Source organism: Streptomyces dryopteridis, from assembly GCF_049606955.1.
GTDB lineage: Bacteria > Actinomycetota > Actinomycetes > Streptomycetales > Streptomycetaceae > Streptomyces.
The window spans coordinates 1,097,922-1,112,435 of sequence record NZ_CP187114.1 but is presented as its reverse complement, the minus strand read 5'-3'; the positions used below and the strand labels follow the sequence as shown (position 1 = coordinate 1,112,435).

Below are 14,514 nucleotides of genomic sequence, written 5' to 3'. Positions count from 1 at the left end.
GGTGGACGGGTGTGTCGGTGGGTGGTCCGGCGTCCTTTGCGTAGGGTCGGGGCATGTCATCCTCTTTTGTTCCTGTTCCTCTCGCCATCGAGCACGTGCCCGAGGTGCTCGCGCTCGGGCGTCGCGTCTACGACCTGAGCGTGAAGCCCTACACCTCCTGGTCGCTGTCGGCGATCGCCCACCACCACGACGCCGAGCACTCCTCGTGCTGGGTGGTGCCCGCCCCCGACGGGCGCGTCGCCGGGTTCGTCCTCGGTTCGCTCGGGTTCGACCAGCGTCAGGACTGGGGCAATCTGGAATGGATCGCCACCGATCCCGAGTTCCAGGGTCGGGGCATCGCCGCCCGGCTCGTCTCCGTGTGCTGCCGCGGCCTGGAGGAGGCGGGGGCCACCGCCGTCGTCACCGACGTGGAATCCCGCAACACGGCGTCCTCCGGCCTCATGCGCCGCAGCGGTTTCATGGCCGGGCCGACCGTCACCCTCTTCGTCCGCGAGGCCGGCGGCCCGCACGACTGACCCCCGTCGCGCCCCGCCTCGTCGGCTCGCCCGTGCAGACCCGTTGACCCGCGCCGGCGGCAGACCCTACCGTCCGGTAGGACAGTGCCGCCGGGCCCACCGCCCGCGTCGCCGCACGTCGTCACGTCGTCACGTCCGCGTCCGGCGGTCCGCCCGCCCGGGAGCGGGCCGCCGCCACGCGAACGGGGGAGTCGCCGTGCAGCAGCAACGCCCGGAACCGTCACCGCAACCGTTACCGCGACCGTCAGGGGGCGCGACACCCGTCAGCCCCGCCCCCGTCGCCCCCGCCCCCGTCGCCCCCGCTTCCGTGGCCGCCGCCGAAACGGGTCGTGGGGATCGGCGGGTGCGGGTCGGGCGGGTCGCCGCCCTCGCCGTCACCGCCCTCTGCCTCGCCTACGCCCCCGTCGCCGCCACCGAGCTGTGGCCCTACGCCCGCCCCGGGGCCCCGGCCCTCGGCGAGTGGATCCTCGCCCACACCGTCTCCGCCGAATACGTCGCCGAGGCCCTCGCCGGCCGGGTCGGCCCCTACGGCCGCAGCCTGATCCCGCTGATCGTGCACTCGGTCCTCGGCGGCCTGCTGATGCTCCTCGGCCCCCTGCAACTCCTCACCGCCCGCCGGGGGCGGATCCGCGCGCACCGGATCCTCGGCGCGCTGTTCGCCGGCACGGTCCTCGTCTCCATGGCCGGCGCGGCCGTCTACCTGGCCCGCACCGCGCCCGCCGACGCCTTCAGCGGCCCCGCGTTCTGGATCGTGCTCGCCACCATCCTGGTCGGCACGGTCGGAGCCGTCGTCCTCGGCGTGGCCGCCGCCCTCGCGCGCATGCCCGACCTGCACCAGCGCTGGATGCTGCTGTGCTGGGGCTTCCTGATGACCGCGCCGCTGCTCCGGCTGGAATGGGGGGGCCTGCCCCGACTGTTCCCCGGAGACCTGTCGATGGCCGAGATCAACACCCTCGCCATCGCCCACCTCGGGCTGCTCGTCACCTTCGGCGCCCTGCTGGGCTCCCGCGCCCTCGACCGGCGTGCCTTCGTGCCCGGGGTGCGCGGCACGTGGACCCCGTGGCCCGTGCTCCTGGCCGCGCACCTCCTCGGCGCCGGCGCGGTCGCCGTGCTGCTGGCCCAGGTGTGGGCGCAGGGGCAGGCCGGACAGCGGCTGGCGGGCGCGTGGCTCGTGCCGTACCTGCTGTGTCACGGGGCGCTGGCGTTCGCGGCGCGACGGGCGGGACGGCGGGGGCGGGTGTGGCCGCGCGAGGAGTGGCGCACGCACCTGGTGGCCTCCGCGCTCTCGCCCGCCCTGTCGCTCGCCGTCCTCGTCCCCTTCGAACGCGCCCTGCACCTCGACCGGGCCACCGCGCTGGTCGCGGCGCTCGCGGTGGGGGCGGGACTGGTGTCGTTCGGAGCGGTGAGCGTGGTCGGCCTGCGGCTGCTGTACGCGCGGGAGCTGGTGCGACGGGGGCAGGCCGACGGCGACGGCGATGGCGACGGGGTGGGGGAGGGGCGGGCGGTCGGTGACGGGGCGGTCGCGGGAGCGGGTGCGGGTGGGGGTGCGGGCGGGGTGCCGGGGGTGGGTGCCGGTGCGGCCACCGGGGCCGGGTTCGGGGTCGGGTCGTCCGGGGCGGGGGGCGCGGTGGGTGTCTGAGGGGTCTTCGCGTCCCCCGTCCGTCGTCTGTCCTCGCGTCCCGGATCGAACGGAGTACCCGTGTCCTCTTCGGACCAGCCCACAGCCGCACCCGCACCCGAGGTCGTCCCCGTGACCGACGGGCGGGCCCCGCTCGGGGCCGCCGTCGCCCTGCTCGCCTCCGTCGTCGGGCTCGTGAGCGGCGGTGTCGGGGCCTTGCTCGCCGTGGTCAACCTCGCCGGATACGCCTTCGGGCCATGGACCACCGACCACCGTCTCGGCACCGCGCTGGTGGGCGCGGCCATGCTCGGCACGGCCCCCGGACTGCTCGCCGCCGCCCGCGCCCGGACCTGGGCCGAGGCGCGCACGCTCGTGCTGCCCGTGGTCGTGGTGGTGCCCGGTCTGCTGGTCGTCACCCTCGTCAATCCCGACGCCATGCCCCTGCTGACGGGTGGGCCCATCGTCACCGTCTTCTTCGCCCTCGGCTGGATCGCCGTCCTCGGCGGGCTGAGCCTGTGGATCGTGTTGGCGGTGCCGGCGCAGTGGCTGCGGGCCCGGAGCCTGGAACGCGGCGGCCGTCGGTCCGGTGCCCCGTCGGTGGCGCCGCTGCCCGCGTGGTCGCGGCCCGCGCTCGCGCTGCTCGGCTCCTCGTGGACCGGGATCGGGGCGGGGCTGGTGTTCCTGCCGGGGTTCTGGGGCGCGTTCGTGCCGTGGGCGACGACGCGGGTGGAGGCGCAGGCGCTGGGCGTGTGGGCGCTCGCGCTGGGCGTCGGGGTGCTGGCGGCGCTGGCCGAGGACGACGTGCGGCTGCTGCGGCCCGCCGGTCTTGCCCTGCCGGGGGTCGCGGCGGCCGTCGGGCTCGCGCTCGTCGTGCGGGCCGGGGAGGTCGCCTGGGGGTCGGGGGCGGGGCTCGCGCTGGTGGCGATGCTCATCGGGCTCGCCGTGGCCGGTGCGGCGGGCCGCCTGCTCGCGACCCGTCACCCGGCGGGCGCGCCGACGGCGCGGCCCGGGCCCGGGGCGGCGTGAGCGGGACGAGGTGAGTGGGGCGAGGTGAGCGCCACGGCGGGTGGGGCGGTGGGGCGGTCGGCGGGCCGGCGGGTCGACCGGGCGGGTGGACGCGGGGCGGCGGGCGGACGTGGGTCAGTGCGCGCGGTGTTCGGCGGCGGCGTGCCACCAGCCGGGCGGGGACGGGGCGGTGGGCGCGGCGGTGGGCTGATCGGGGTGCAGGCCGAGGCGGCGCAGGGCGTCGGGGCGGACGCCGACCACGAACCGGCCGTGCCAATGCCCGTCGGGGCCGGGGCCGCACATCAGGTCCACGCGGATCTCGTCCGGGGCGAAGGGCATCCAGTCGATGCCGCGGTCGCGCAGTCAGGCCCGCAGGGCGGCGTTCGGGTGCAGGCGGCCCAGGTTCTCGTACGAGGCGACGGTGACCCACTCCGGGGTGCCCGGCGTGCCCGGGGCGCCTGGGGTGCTCGGCGTGCTCGGCGTGTTCATGGCGACATGATGCCCGATCCGACGGGCGGCGGGGTGAGGCGGGGCGGGGTCCGGCCCGAGCACCCGGCCGGGAACTCCCCAGCCCCCGGCCTGTGGCCCTTGGCCCCCGGCCTGTGGCCCTTGGCCCCTGGCGTTGGCATCGGCCCCCGCCCCCGGCCCCGGCCTTGGTTCTGGCCCCAGACCCGGCCGCCGGCCCCAGGCCCGGCCCCTGACCCCAAGCCCGGCCCCCGGCCTCGGCCCCTGGCCTCTGGCCTCGGCCTCCGGCTTTGGCCGTTGGCCTGGCCCCAGGCCCCAGGCCCGGACCTTGGCCCGGCCCCCGGACCTTGGCCTCGGCCCCCAGCCGTTGGCCTGGCCCCTGGCCCCTGGCCCCGGCCCCTGTGGCTGTTGGCCTGGCTTCTGGCCGTTGGCCCCTGGCCCCCGGCCCGCAGTCCCTGGCCCCGGCCCCCGGTCCTTGACCCCGGCCCCGGCATCGGCATCGGCATCGGGCCTCGGCTCTTGGCGCCAGCCTCGGGATTCGGCCGCAGCACCGGCTCGGCCCCGGGTTTGGTTTCGGCCCTGGTCCCAGATCGGGCGGCGCCTGATCCGGGCTTGGCTCAGGTCCCGGGGCCGGCCTTGGCCTCGGGTCTGATCCCCTGGCTTGGCTTGGCTTGGCTTCGGACCCGGACCCGGCCTCCGACCCGGACCCGGACCCGGCCTCCGACCCGGGCCGGGACCCGGCTCGGGTTCCGGGCTTGGTGCCGGGGCCGGATTCGGGTTTGGCGCCGGCGTCGGCGGCGGGTCAGGTCCACGTCCGGGCGTGGCTCAGGGGATGGCTTCTGAGCCGGTGGTGGAGCTGCCGCCGGCGGCTCCGCCACCGGTCTCGTCCCCCCCCCCACCCCCGCGGGGCCGTCGGGGTGGGGGTCGGGGGTTACGGGGTTGTCAGGTGGAAGGACGTGCGGGCCTTCGTCAGCAGGTCGGCCGCCGTTTTCGTGCCTGCCGCGTCGCCGCCCGAGCCCGTGGTGCGTGCCGCCGCCGTGAGCGTGACGCGTTCCTGGTGGGAGTCGACCACGATCAGGCTCTTCGTCGCCCACCGTTCCGAGCCGGTGATGTTGCCCTTGTCGTCCTTCAGTTCCTTGCTGAACTCGACGGTGAGCACGGCCGCGTCCCGGCCCTGGAGGGTCGTGGACTCCACCGAGGCGACGGCCTTCGTGCCGCCCTTGGGCGCCGGGTCGTCCGCCCAGTCCTTCGCCCATTTGTCGGCCGTGGCGCGCGCCGTCTCGGTGACCTTCTCCTTGCGGTCCACGAGCAGGTAGGCGTCCTCCTTCGGCGCCGTGTAGCGGGTGCCCCGGTACGGGCCGTCGTAGGACTTCAGGTCGTCCTCGGTGGTGATCTTCCACGGGGAGGGCGCGGCCGTGGTCAGGGCCATGCGGTACTCCTCGTACGTCTTCCAGCCCTCGGGCGGCCCGCCGGCCGTCCACGTCAGCACGCCCCACGTGCCCAGGCCGGCCGCGACCAGGACGCCGATGCCGATCAGGGCCGTGCTGCGGCGGATCGTCCACGTGCCGGACCGGCGGCCGGGGCCCTCGGCGCCGGGGGGCGCGTCGGGGCCGCCGGCGAGGCGGGTGGGCGGGTGGGCGGAGCCCTCGGCCGTGACCCCGGGCACGAACCCGGACGTGGACCCGGATCGGGGCGCCGGCACGGGTTCCGGGGGACGGGCGGCGGACCGCAGCAGCGGGGTCGCGGACTGCGCGGTCAGTCGGGCCTCCGGCTCCTTGCGCAGCAGTCCCGTCAACACCTCGGTGAGCGCTCCCGCCTGGCGGGCCGGGGGCAGTTCGGCGAGCAGGATCGCCTGGAGCGTCGCCGGGGTGACCTGGCGGCGGAACGGGGACACGCCCTCCACCGCCTCGTACAGCATCACGCCCAGCGACCACAGGTCGGATTCGGGGCCGGGGCGTCGCCCCAGGACGCGTTCGGGCGCGATGTACTCGGGCGAGCCGATGAACGCGCCGGTCTCGGTGAGCTTGGCCTCGCCCTCCATCTGCGCGATGCCGAAGTCGGTGAGGACGACCCGCTCGTGCCGGCCGAGCATCACGTTCCCGGGTTTGACGTCCCGGTGCAGGACACCGGCCTCGTGCGCGGCGTGCAGGGCGCCGAGCACGGCCAGGCCGATCCGGGCCGCCTCGCGCGGGTCGAGCGAGCCCTCGTCCAGTACCTCGCCCAGGGAGCGGCCGCGCACCAGTTCCATGACGATCCACGGGCTCGCGTCCTCGACGACCACGTCGTGGATGGCGACGACGTTGGGGTGGTCGATGCGGGCGGCGGCGCGGGCCTCGCGCTGCATCCGCTGGTGGGCGGTGGCGCGTTCGGCGGCGGAGAAGTGCTCGGGCACGCGCGGTTCCTTGACGGCGACGTCGCGGTCCACGACCTCGTCGCGGGCCCGCCACACCGTGCCCATGCCGCCGGAGCCGAGACGTTCCAGCAGCCGGTAGCGCCCGCCGACCAGACGCCCCGCGCCCCGCGCGTCGCCCCGCACGTCGCCCGGGGTGTGTTGTCCCGGGACCGGGACCGGGACCCGGCCGGACGGGTCCGCGTCCGCGTCCGGGGGCGGGCCGAACACGCCCGTGCGCGGGTCGGCGGTGCTCGCGGCGCCGTCGTCCGCGGCCCGCGCGCCGTCGTCCGCGCCGCGGGCCCCGTTCGGCGGTTCGATCCGCCAACTGGTGGGCTCTTCCCGGTGTCCCCCGAAGCTGCTCATGGCCACCATCATGCCGAAGGCCCCCGCGCCGTTCCCAGGGAGTTCGTACAACCCGGCGGCGCCGCATCCGGGGCGGAAGCCCCCAATCCCGCCCCAATCGACGGGCGCGGGCCCGCGCGCGACGCGTGGGGGCGTCGTGCGCGGGCCCGGCGGCCGGACCGTCCTCCGCCTCAGGCCCGTTCGATCTGGACCAGGTTGGTGTGCTGCGGGTTGCCCTTCGCGATGGGCGTGGCGCGCCAGCTGGTGAGGGTGTTGATGGACCCGCCGGTGTCCACGCCGCGCTTGTCGGGGGTGTACCAGGCACCCTGGGGCACGGAGACCACGCCGGGCGCGATCCGGGGCGTGACGCGGGCCTTCAGTTCGATGCGGCCCCGGTCGTTGAAGACGGCGACCTTCGCGTGGTTGGCGATGCCACGTCGTTTCGCGTCCTCCGGGTTGATCCACACCACCTGCGGGTGCGCCTCCTTCAGCCACGGGCTGTTGCCGTAGCTGGAGTGGGTGCGCTGCTTGTAGTGGTGGCCGATGCACTGGAGGGGGTACTTGCGGTGCCGGCGGGCCTCCTCCGGGCCCTCCCAGGTGTCGGTGAACTCGGCGAGGGCCGTGATCCGGTCGCCCTCGGGGAGTTCCCAGGTGGTGGACATCTCCCACAGCTTCGTCGAGAACAGCTCGATCTTCCCGGAGGGGGTCTTGAGCGGGTTCTTCTCCGGGTCCTCGCGGAACGCCTTGAACGCGACGAGCCCCGAGTCCCCCGGCGCCTTCGTCCGCCACACCCCCGCCTTGCGGAGGTCGTCGAAGCCGGGCAGGCCGGGGATCGCCTTGCGGGACTCCTCCACGGTCAGCCGCAGCCAGTCCTCCTGGCTGCGGCCCTGCGTGAACTCCTTCTCCACGCCCAGGTGTCGGGCCACGCCCGTGCAGATCTCGTAGATGGGCCGGCAGTCGTGCAGGGGCTCGACGACGCGGTCGGCGAGGATCGCGTAGCCCATGTTGCCGGCGCTGCCCTGCTGGACGAGCTCGACCTGCTCCACGTTGGTGACGTCGGGCAGCAGGATGTCGGCGTAACGGGCGGAGACCGTCATCTGGTTGTCGATGACGACGATCAGCTCGCACTTGCTCTCGTCCTCCAGCAGCTTGATCGTCCGGTTGATGTCGGAGTGCTGGTTGACGAGGATGTTGCCGGCGTAGTTCCAGATCATCTTGATCGGGACGTCGAGCTTGTCCTTGCCCTGCACGCCGTCCTTCAGCGCGGTCAGCTCGGGCCCGCGTTCCACGGCGTCCGTCCACTTGAAGACCGGGATCGCGGTCTTCACCGGGTTCGGGATCAGGTACGGCGCGGCCAACGGCAGCGTGTACGAGCCCTCGCGGGCGCCGGAGCCCCCGCCGGGCACGCCGACGCAGCCCGTCATGGCGGCCAGGGTGAACACGGCGCGGGCCGTGTTCTCCCCGTTCGCGTGCCGCTGCGGCCCCCAGCCCTGGGTGATGGCGACGGGGCGGGCGGTGCCGATCTCGCGGGCGAGCCGGACGATGGTCGCGGCCGGCACGCCGGTGATCCGGGCCGCCCACGTCGGAGTCTTCGCCGTCTTGTCGGGACCCTCGCCCAGCACGTAGCTGCGGTAGGAGTTCCCGGCCGGGATCCCCTTCGGCATGTGCTCCTCGTCGAAACCCTGGCAGTAGCGGTCCAGGAACGCCTGGTCGTGCAGGTTCTCGGAGATCATCACGTGGGCGATGCCCGCGACGAGCGCCGCGTCACTGCCCGGCCGCAGGGCCACCCACTCGTCGCCGACGGCCATCGCCGTGTCCGTGTAGCGCGGGTCGATGACGATCGTGCGCACCCCGTGCTCGGCGCGGGTGCGCTGGGTCACGAAGGTCTCGCCGCCGCCCGACATGAGCGTTTCGAGCGGGTTGTTGCCGAACATCACCTGGAGCTTGGCGTTCTTCGCGTCGTCCAGGCTGTTGGACTGCGCGAACTCGCCGTAGTGGAAGATCGAGGCGCTGGTGATCGCGGCCGTGCTGTAGTCGGAGTGGAAGTTGAGGTAGCCGCCCACGCAGTTCATGAGGCGCGACAGGATCGACTTGGAGGCCGAACTGCGGGTCAGGGTGCCGCCGACGGTGCCGGTGCCGTACTGGAGGTAGATCGACTCGTTGCCGTACTCCTTGATCAGCCGCTTGACCGTGCCGGCGATCTCCTTGTACGCCTCCTCCCATTCGATCTCCTCCCACTCGCCGCCGCCGCGCTTGCCGACCCGCCGCATCGGCTTCTTGAGCCGGTCCGGGCTGTAGATCCGCTGCCGGATCGAGCGGCCGCGCACGCAGGCCCGGATCTGCTGCCACCCGAGTTCGTCGGATCCGCCGTCGTCGGGCAGCACGCGCACGATCCGCCCGTCGCGGACCTGCATCCGCAGCGGGCAGCGCGAACCGCAGTTCACGTTGCACGAGGACCAGTGGGTGGTCACGTCGCCCGGCCCGGAATCCGCGGACGCCGCACGGGAGGCGCCGACGCCGGGCATCCGGTCGAAGAGGACCCCGGTGCCGACCAGGGCCACACCGCCGCCCACCGCCGCCGACCAGGACAGCACCGAGCGACGACGCGGACCCGTTCCGGCGTGGGCGGTGGCCGGGGCGGACGCGGGGGAGTGCGGTCGTCGGGAGTGGGGTCGGGGGCGGGGATCGGGCTCGGAATCGGACTCGGACGCCATCAGGGACTCCTCCGGGAATGTGCGACCGGTGGCCGCGGTTCGGCGGCGGAGCGCCCCGGGCCGCGCCGGGCCCCCGCCCGGCTCCCAGTCTCGTGCGCGCCGCCGGGCGCCCCCGCCGGCAGAGGGCCGGTGACCCGGGCCTGAAGGTCCGCAAAACCCGGTGGCCTTGGCCCCGTCGACCCCCCGCCCGCCGGAACACCGGCCCGGGTCCGAGGTCCGGGGGTAGGGGGTGGGGCGCGGGGTTTCGGGGTCGGGGTTCGGGCGCGGGGGGTCGGGGCCGGGGCGGGGTTCGGGGTCGGGGTTTCGGGCGGAGTCGGTTCGCGGGGTCGGGCCGGGGGGTCGGGTCGCGGCCCCGGGTCCGAGGCCGGGGGTCGCTGCTCCGACCGACGGTTTCCGGGCGCGCCGCGCGCCCCGGGCGGCCGGACGGGCGTGACGGGTCGCCCCGTCGCACCGTTGAGCGGCACATGGACACGCAGAAGATCAACGAGCCCTCGCGGCCCGCGCGCCGGACCACGCCGACCGGGAACGCGGCCGGCCTCCTGCTCACCGCCGCCGTCGCGGCCCTCGCCCTCGCGGCCCCGGCCGCCCACGCCGACAACGCCAACAACCTCGGCACCGTCACCTCGACGAGCCCCGCGGAGGCCTCCGCCGCCGAACGCTGCGTCACCGACCCCGGGGCACTGCCTCAGCTGGGCGAACTGGTCGCCGACATGCCGGTGGACACGTGCAGCGTCGGCAACGTCAACGCCATCGACCAAGGCACCAACCGGGACGGCGTGTTGCACGCCGGCCACTGACCGCCGCACCCGCGCCGGCCGCCGGGGCGTCCCGACACGGCGACCGGTCCGCCTCCCCGGACCGGTGGCCGCGCGGGTCCCGGGCGGGACAGGGGCGGGGCCGGGCGGCATCGAGGAACGTCGGCCCAATCCCGGAACCCGGTCGCTTCGGTCGCTTCCGTCGCTCGGCTCGCGGTGGCCGTCGTGGTCGAGGGCGAGTGGGGGACGTGGTCGCGGTGCGGTCGAGGTGGGGTCCGGTCCGCTCTCCGCCGCCAACGCCGTCGTCCCCGGAGCCGGCCGTCCCCCTGCGCGCCGCCCTGCGAACCCCCGACGCATCGCCCGCCCGCCGGCGCGAACTCGGCGGATCCCCGGGGCGGTTGCGCGCGACGGCCGAGGGCGGCCGAGGCGGTCTCAGGACCCGGAGCCGGTCGTGAGGCCGGGCCGCAACAGGCCGTGAAGGTGTGCCGCGCCCTCCAGGAGGGCCCGGGAACGCGCGTCGAGGGCGGCGCGACGTGCGGCGACGGCGTCCCGCAGACGGTCCGTGGCCCCGCCCGCCGCCCGCAGTTCGGTCAGCACCGGACGGATCCGATCGGGCCGGTGCCCGGCCCGCCGCAACAGCAGCACGGCCCGGGCCTCGCGCACGTCGGACGACGTGAACCGCCGGTGCCCGGCCCGGTCGCGGCCCGGCACGAGCAGCCCGGCCGCCTCCCACGTCCGCAGCGCCGAGGCCCGCACCCCCAACACCCGCGCCACCTCCCCCACCGACAGCGGCGCGCCCGCCGCGCGGCCCCCGGGAGAGCCGTCGGGCACGGGGTGCGCGGCCTGCTCCGCGCCCAGCACCGTCAGGGTCCGTCCGACCTCCTCCGCCCCGGCGCGTTCGGCGTGCAGCGCGGCGTGGGCCGCGTCGAGGAGGGCGAGCGCCCCCGGCCCGTCCCCCGTGTGCGCGCACCGCACGATCTCCCGCGCGCCCGAGGGGCCACACCCGCGGGCCAGGGCCCGGTACGCGAGCAGGGCGACGCGGTGCCGCTCCCCGAACCTGCGGTGCCCGGACGCCGTCCGCTCCGCCGCCGGCAGCACCCCGCTCGCCTCGTAGACCCGGATCTGCTGCGCGGACACGCCCACGAGCCGCCCCAGGTCCACGGCCCGGTGCCCGACCTGCCCGCCGGGCCCCTCGGGCCGGTCCTCTCCCGCGCCTCCCACGGTCGCTCCTCTCCTCGTGCCCGATGTGAGGTTTTCATGCTCGCTCACGGGCCCGAGAACCGAAAAACCTCACAAAGCACTTCAATGACAGGCTTGAAGGCATGAACTTCGACGACACCCATCCGACGATGACCGAACGCGAGGTCGTGAACCTCCTCGCCGAGCTGCCCGACGTGCACGTCGAGACCGCGGGCCCGGGGACCGGAGCGCCCGAGATCGCCTGGGGGGACACCTTCGCCACCGACGCGCCCGCCGGCGCCCGACCCTCCGCGATGCCGTTCGCGACCGTGGTCGTCAAGGACTACCCCGGCTTCGACACGGCCTCTGCTCTTGACCGGTCCGGGGTGTTCCGCGTCAACCTGGCCGTGGGCCGCGCCCGCCTCGCCGAACTCACCCGAGGCCCGGACGCCGAGGGTTCCCCGGTCCCGGGCACCGGCACCGTCGCCGGCCCGGGGACTGGCGTCGGCGCCGGCGCCGGCACTCGCACTGGCGCTGCCGCCGGCACCGAGGGTGACGCGTCTCGCGTGGACGCCGCCCCCGACCCCACCGCGTTCGACCGGATCCTGCCCCACCCCGTCTACGCCGCCCAGGGCTGGATCGCGATCCTCAACCCCGGTCCCGTGACCGCTCCGCACCTGCGCGCCCTCGTCCACGAGGCCCACGCGCGCGCCGTCGCCCGCAGGACCCGCCGCGATGCCTGACGGCTGACGGCTGGTGGCCGGTGGGCTGGTGGCCGGGTGTCCCGTGTGGGGTCCGGGACCGGCAGCCCGTACGCGCCGGTAGGCCCGCGGTCGGTCCGCGGTCGGTCAGTCCGTCGGCCCGCGCCCGCGCGCGATCAGCGGAGCGCGGTGTCCGTCGGGGGCACGACCTCCAGGTGGTAGGTGGTGTCCACCAGGAAGCCGGTGTCGGACTCCCCGCGGATCTCCACGACGTACTCGCCCGGTGCGAGCGGTGCGATCCCGCCCCACACGCCCCACGTGAACCGGCGCCGCCACGCGTACCGGAAGGTGCCCGCGAACTCGCGCGACCGCAGCGGGATCCCGTTCACCGAGGCTTCCGCCCGCGCCACCCCCAGCCGCAGCGGCACGCGCGAGTGCGCCCGGGTGTGCTGCACGGTCAACAGCGGGAAGAACAGGGGCCGTCCGGCCGGCACCGCGCACCGTCGCACCACGCGACCGCCGTACGTGCCCGCCAGGAACCACACGTCCGCCGGCTGGTTCCAGTCGGCGTGTTCGCCCGTCTCGTCCGAGACCGGACTGCGCGCGCCGGGCGCGGACATCGCCCACCGCCACCAGCGACCGGCGAGCAACGCCCCCTCGGTGTCGCCGAGTTGCCACGATCCGTCGATGATCTCCGGATCCTCGACGTCGCCGACATCGTCCATGAGGTTCCCTCCCCGCCCCGGTGCGCGCCCGCGCGGCCCCGACCCTACCCGTCCCGCCCCCGCGCCCGCCGCCGCCCGGACGGGGTGCGTCACCTCGCGGCCGTGCCCGCGCCCGTGCCCGCGTTCGCGCCCGTGCGCCCGCCCGTGCGCGAGGCGGTCCCGGCGGTGGGCGGGTCGGGGCGCCGGCTAGGCTGCCGGGCATGATCCGTACCGCGACACCCGACGACGTTCCCGAGATCCTCGCGATGGTCCGCGAGCTGGCCGACTACGAGAAGGCGGTGCACGAGGCCCGCGCGACGGAGGAGCAGTTCCTGGCCGCGCTCTTCGGCCCGAACCCGGCGGCCCGCGCCCTGATCGCCGAGACGGAGTCCGGCGCGATCGCCGGGTTCGCGCTCTGGTACCCGACGTTCTCCACCTGGCGCGGGGTGCCCGGCATCCACTTGGAGGACCTGTACGTGCGGCCCGCGCACCGGGGCGGCGGCCACGGGCGCGCGCTGCTGGCGGAGCTCGCCGGGATCTGCGCGGACCGGGGATGGCAGCGGCTGGAGTGGGCGGTGCTGCGGTGGAACGAGCCCACGATCGCCTTCTACCGCTCGTTGGACGCCGAGCCCCTCACGGAATGGGAGACGTACCGGTTGACGGACGGGCCCCTGGCACGCCTGGCGGCCGAGGCCCGCTGACGGGGCGCACGCGGGGCGGACACGGGACGGGGTGGCCTGGGCGGGCACGGGACGGGGCGGCTGGGGCGGGCACGGGCCGGGGCCGAGACGGGGCGGCCGGGGCGTGGTCGCCGCTCAGGGGGTGCCCGCGTTCGTGTCCGCGTTCACCTTCGCGTGCACGGGGGTGGGCGCGAGGAGCGGGCTGTAGTCGGGGAGGTCGATGGTCTCGGCCTTCGCGAACTGCGCGGCGAGCAACGGGCGCATGGGCCACCGCGTCATCGTGCGGGTGCTCAGGGCGCGCAGCCGGATGCCGAGGCGGCCGGTCGGGGCGTAGGCGGAGACCCCGCCCGGCGGCAGTTCCATGGCCTGCGTGACGTACGGACGCATGATCTGCTCGTAGCGGGCGAAGGCGCGTGCGTGCGCGTCGGGAGCGGCGCCGGCCGTCGCGAGTTCGCCGGCCAGGACGTACGCGCCGACCAGGGCGAGGCTGGTGCCGAGGCCGGTGAGCGGGGAGGGGCAGTACCCGGCGTCGCCGAGGAGGGCGGTGCGGCCGCGGGTCCAGTGGTCGAGGGAGACCTGCCACATGGAGTCGAGGTGCAGGTCGGGGGAGTCGAGGGCGGCCCGCAGCAGGCGCGGCACCTGCCAGCCGTCGACTCCGGCGAAGCGTTCCGCGAGCAGGCGGCGCGCGGCGTCGGGGTCGCGCCGGTCGAGGGCGAGCGGGGGCGAGCGGAAGCACAGGGACGCCTTGATCTCGCCGGGCAGTCGGCCGGGTCGGGCGGAGGCGACGAGTCCGCCGGGCGCGTTGTGCATCAGGTACCAGCCCGCGAGGTCGGGCAGGTCGGGGTCGGTGCTCGTGAACCACGCGGTGTACAGGTCGAGGGGGCGCACGTGCTCGCGTTCGGGGCCGAAGGCCAGGGAACGGACGACGGAGTGCAGGCCGTCGGCGCCGACGACCAGGCCGAAGCGGCGCGGCGGGGCCTTCTCGAAGGTGACGTCGACACCGTCGGCGTGCTCGGTGAGCGAGGTGACGGTGTCGTCGAACAGGTGGGTGATCCCGGGGTCGGCGCCGGGCGCGGTCGCGTCGTGGAGGAGTTCGGCGAGGTCGCCGCGGAGGATCTCGATCTCCGAGACGATGCCCTCCCCGCCGAAGGCGTCGGCGGGGACGCGGGCGGTGATCCGGCCGGAGGCGTCCACGAGGGCGAAGCCCTCCTGGGCGACGGAGAGCGCACGGGCCCGGTCCATCAGCCCCATGCGGGTCACGACGGTGCGGCCGGCGCCGCGCAGGTCGACGGTCTGGCCGCCGGGGCGGGGCGCGGGGGCGCGTTCGACGACGGTCACGGTGCGACCGGCGCGGCGCAGCCAGAAGGCGAGGGCGGAACCGGCGATGCCGGCTCCCGAGATGAGTACGTCGGTGTTCTCCATGGCCCTGAGCGTACGGCGTACG

13 protein-coding genes are annotated in these 14,514 nt (G+C 75.6%); 6 read left to right on the top strand and 7 right to left on the bottom strand.

Annotated features, from left to right (window positions below):
• Window positions 1-53 precede the first annotated feature (53 nt).
• From ACN20G_RS31430 to ACN20G_RS31420, 3 genes are all read left to right on the top strand, one after another.
• Window positions 54-515 carry a GNAT family N-acetyltransferase gene (locus tag ACN20G_RS31430; RefSeq protein WP_424216639.1) on the top strand — a complete coding sequence of 154 codons (462 nt, stop codon included), beginning with the start codon at window positions 54-56 and terminating at the stop codon, window positions 513-515.
• 343 nt (window positions 516-858) lie between these two features.
• Window positions 859-2,154 (top strand): DUF2306 domain-containing protein, encoded by a 1,296-nt coding sequence (locus tag ACN20G_RS31425; protein ID WP_424216638.1) that lies wholly within the window; start codon window positions 859-861, stop codon window positions 2,152-2,154.
• Window positions 2,155-2,214: 60 nt separating this feature from the next.
• The gene (locus ACN20G_RS31420) at window positions 2,215-3,159 is read left to right on the top strand and encodes a hypothetical protein (RefSeq protein ID WP_424216637.1); all 945 of its coding nucleotides are present in this window, start codon (window positions 2,215-2,217) and stop codon (window positions 3,157-3,159) included.
• A 114-nt stretch (window positions 3,160-3,273) separates the two neighbouring features.
• Here the strand turns inward: ACN20G_RS31420 and ACN20G_RS31415 are convergent, their stop codons facing one another.
• The 4 genes from ACN20G_RS31415 to ACN20G_RS31400 form a co-directional block, all read right to left on the bottom strand.
• A complete protein-coding gene (locus ACN20G_RS31415) occupies window positions 3,274-3,477 on the bottom strand; it encodes a hypothetical protein (RefSeq protein WP_424216636.1) in 204 nt (67 codons plus the stop codon).
• A 24-nt stretch (window positions 3,478-3,501) separates the two neighbouring features.
• Window positions 3,502-3,627, bottom strand: coding sequence for a hypothetical protein (locus tag ACN20G_RS31410; protein ID WP_424216635.1), 126 nt, complete (start codon window positions 3,625-3,627; stop codon window positions 3,502-3,504).
• A gap of 907 nt (window positions 3,628-4,534) precedes the next feature.
• On the bottom strand, window positions 4,535-6,358 hold the full coding sequence (locus ACN20G_RS31405; protein WP_424216634.1) for a serine/threonine-protein kinase: 1,824 nt from the start codon (window positions 6,356-6,358) through the stop codon (window positions 4,535-4,537).
• A 170-nt stretch (window positions 6,359-6,528) separates the two neighbouring features.
• A complete protein-coding gene (locus tag ACN20G_RS31400) occupies window positions 6,529-9,051 on the bottom strand; it encodes a DMSO/selenate family reductase complex A subunit (protein WP_424216633.1) in 2,523 nt (840 codons plus the stop codon).
• 464 nt (window positions 9,052-9,515) lie between these two features.
• On the opposite strand from ACN20G_RS31400, the gene ACN20G_RS31395 reads away from it, so the two are divergent.
• Window positions 9,516-9,848: a hypothetical protein gene (locus tag ACN20G_RS31395; RefSeq protein WP_424216632.1), complete on the top strand. Its 333-nt coding sequence runs from the start codon at window positions 9,516-9,518 to the stop codon at window positions 9,846-9,848.
• A 390-nt stretch (window positions 9,849-10,238) separates the two neighbouring features.
• Here ACN20G_RS31395 and ACN20G_RS31390 read toward each other — a convergent pair whose 3' ends face one another.
• Window positions 10,239-11,027, bottom strand: a complete 789-nt coding sequence (locus ACN20G_RS31390; RefSeq protein WP_424216631.1) for a MerR family transcriptional regulator — start codon at window positions 11,025-11,027, stop codon at window positions 10,239-10,241.
• A gap of 101 nt (window positions 11,028-11,128) precedes the next feature.
• Here ACN20G_RS31390 and ACN20G_RS31385 point away from each other — a divergent pair, with 101 nt between their 5' ends.
• Window positions 11,129-11,728 carry a DUF6194 family protein gene (locus ACN20G_RS31385; RefSeq protein WP_424216630.1) on the top strand — a complete coding sequence of 200 codons (600 nt, stop codon included), beginning with the start codon at window positions 11,129-11,131 and terminating at the stop codon, window positions 11,726-11,728.
• 134 nt (window positions 11,729-11,862) lie between these two features.
• Here the strand turns inward: ACN20G_RS31385 and ACN20G_RS31380 are convergent, their stop codons facing one another.
• The gene (locus ACN20G_RS31380) at window positions 11,863-12,411 is read right to left on the bottom strand and encodes a hypothetical protein (protein WP_424216629.1); all 549 of its coding nucleotides are present in this window, start codon (window positions 12,409-12,411) and stop codon (window positions 11,863-11,865) included.
• Between the two features lie 200 nt (window positions 12,412-12,611).
• On the opposite strand from ACN20G_RS31380, the gene ACN20G_RS31375 reads away from it, so the two are divergent.
• On the top strand, window positions 12,612-13,091 hold the full coding sequence (locus ACN20G_RS31375; RefSeq protein WP_424216628.1) for an N-acetyltransferase family protein: 480 nt from the start codon (window positions 12,612-12,614) through the stop codon (window positions 13,089-13,091).
• Window positions 13,092-13,205: 114 nt separating this feature from the next.
• Here ACN20G_RS31375 and ACN20G_RS31370 read toward each other — a convergent pair whose 3' ends face one another.
• Window positions 13,206-14,492 carry an FAD-dependent monooxygenase gene (locus ACN20G_RS31370; RefSeq protein ID WP_424216627.1) on the bottom strand — a complete coding sequence of 429 codons (1,287 nt, stop codon included), beginning with the start codon at window positions 14,490-14,492 and terminating at the stop codon, window positions 13,206-13,208.
• Window positions 14,493-14,514: the final 22 nt, after the last annotated feature.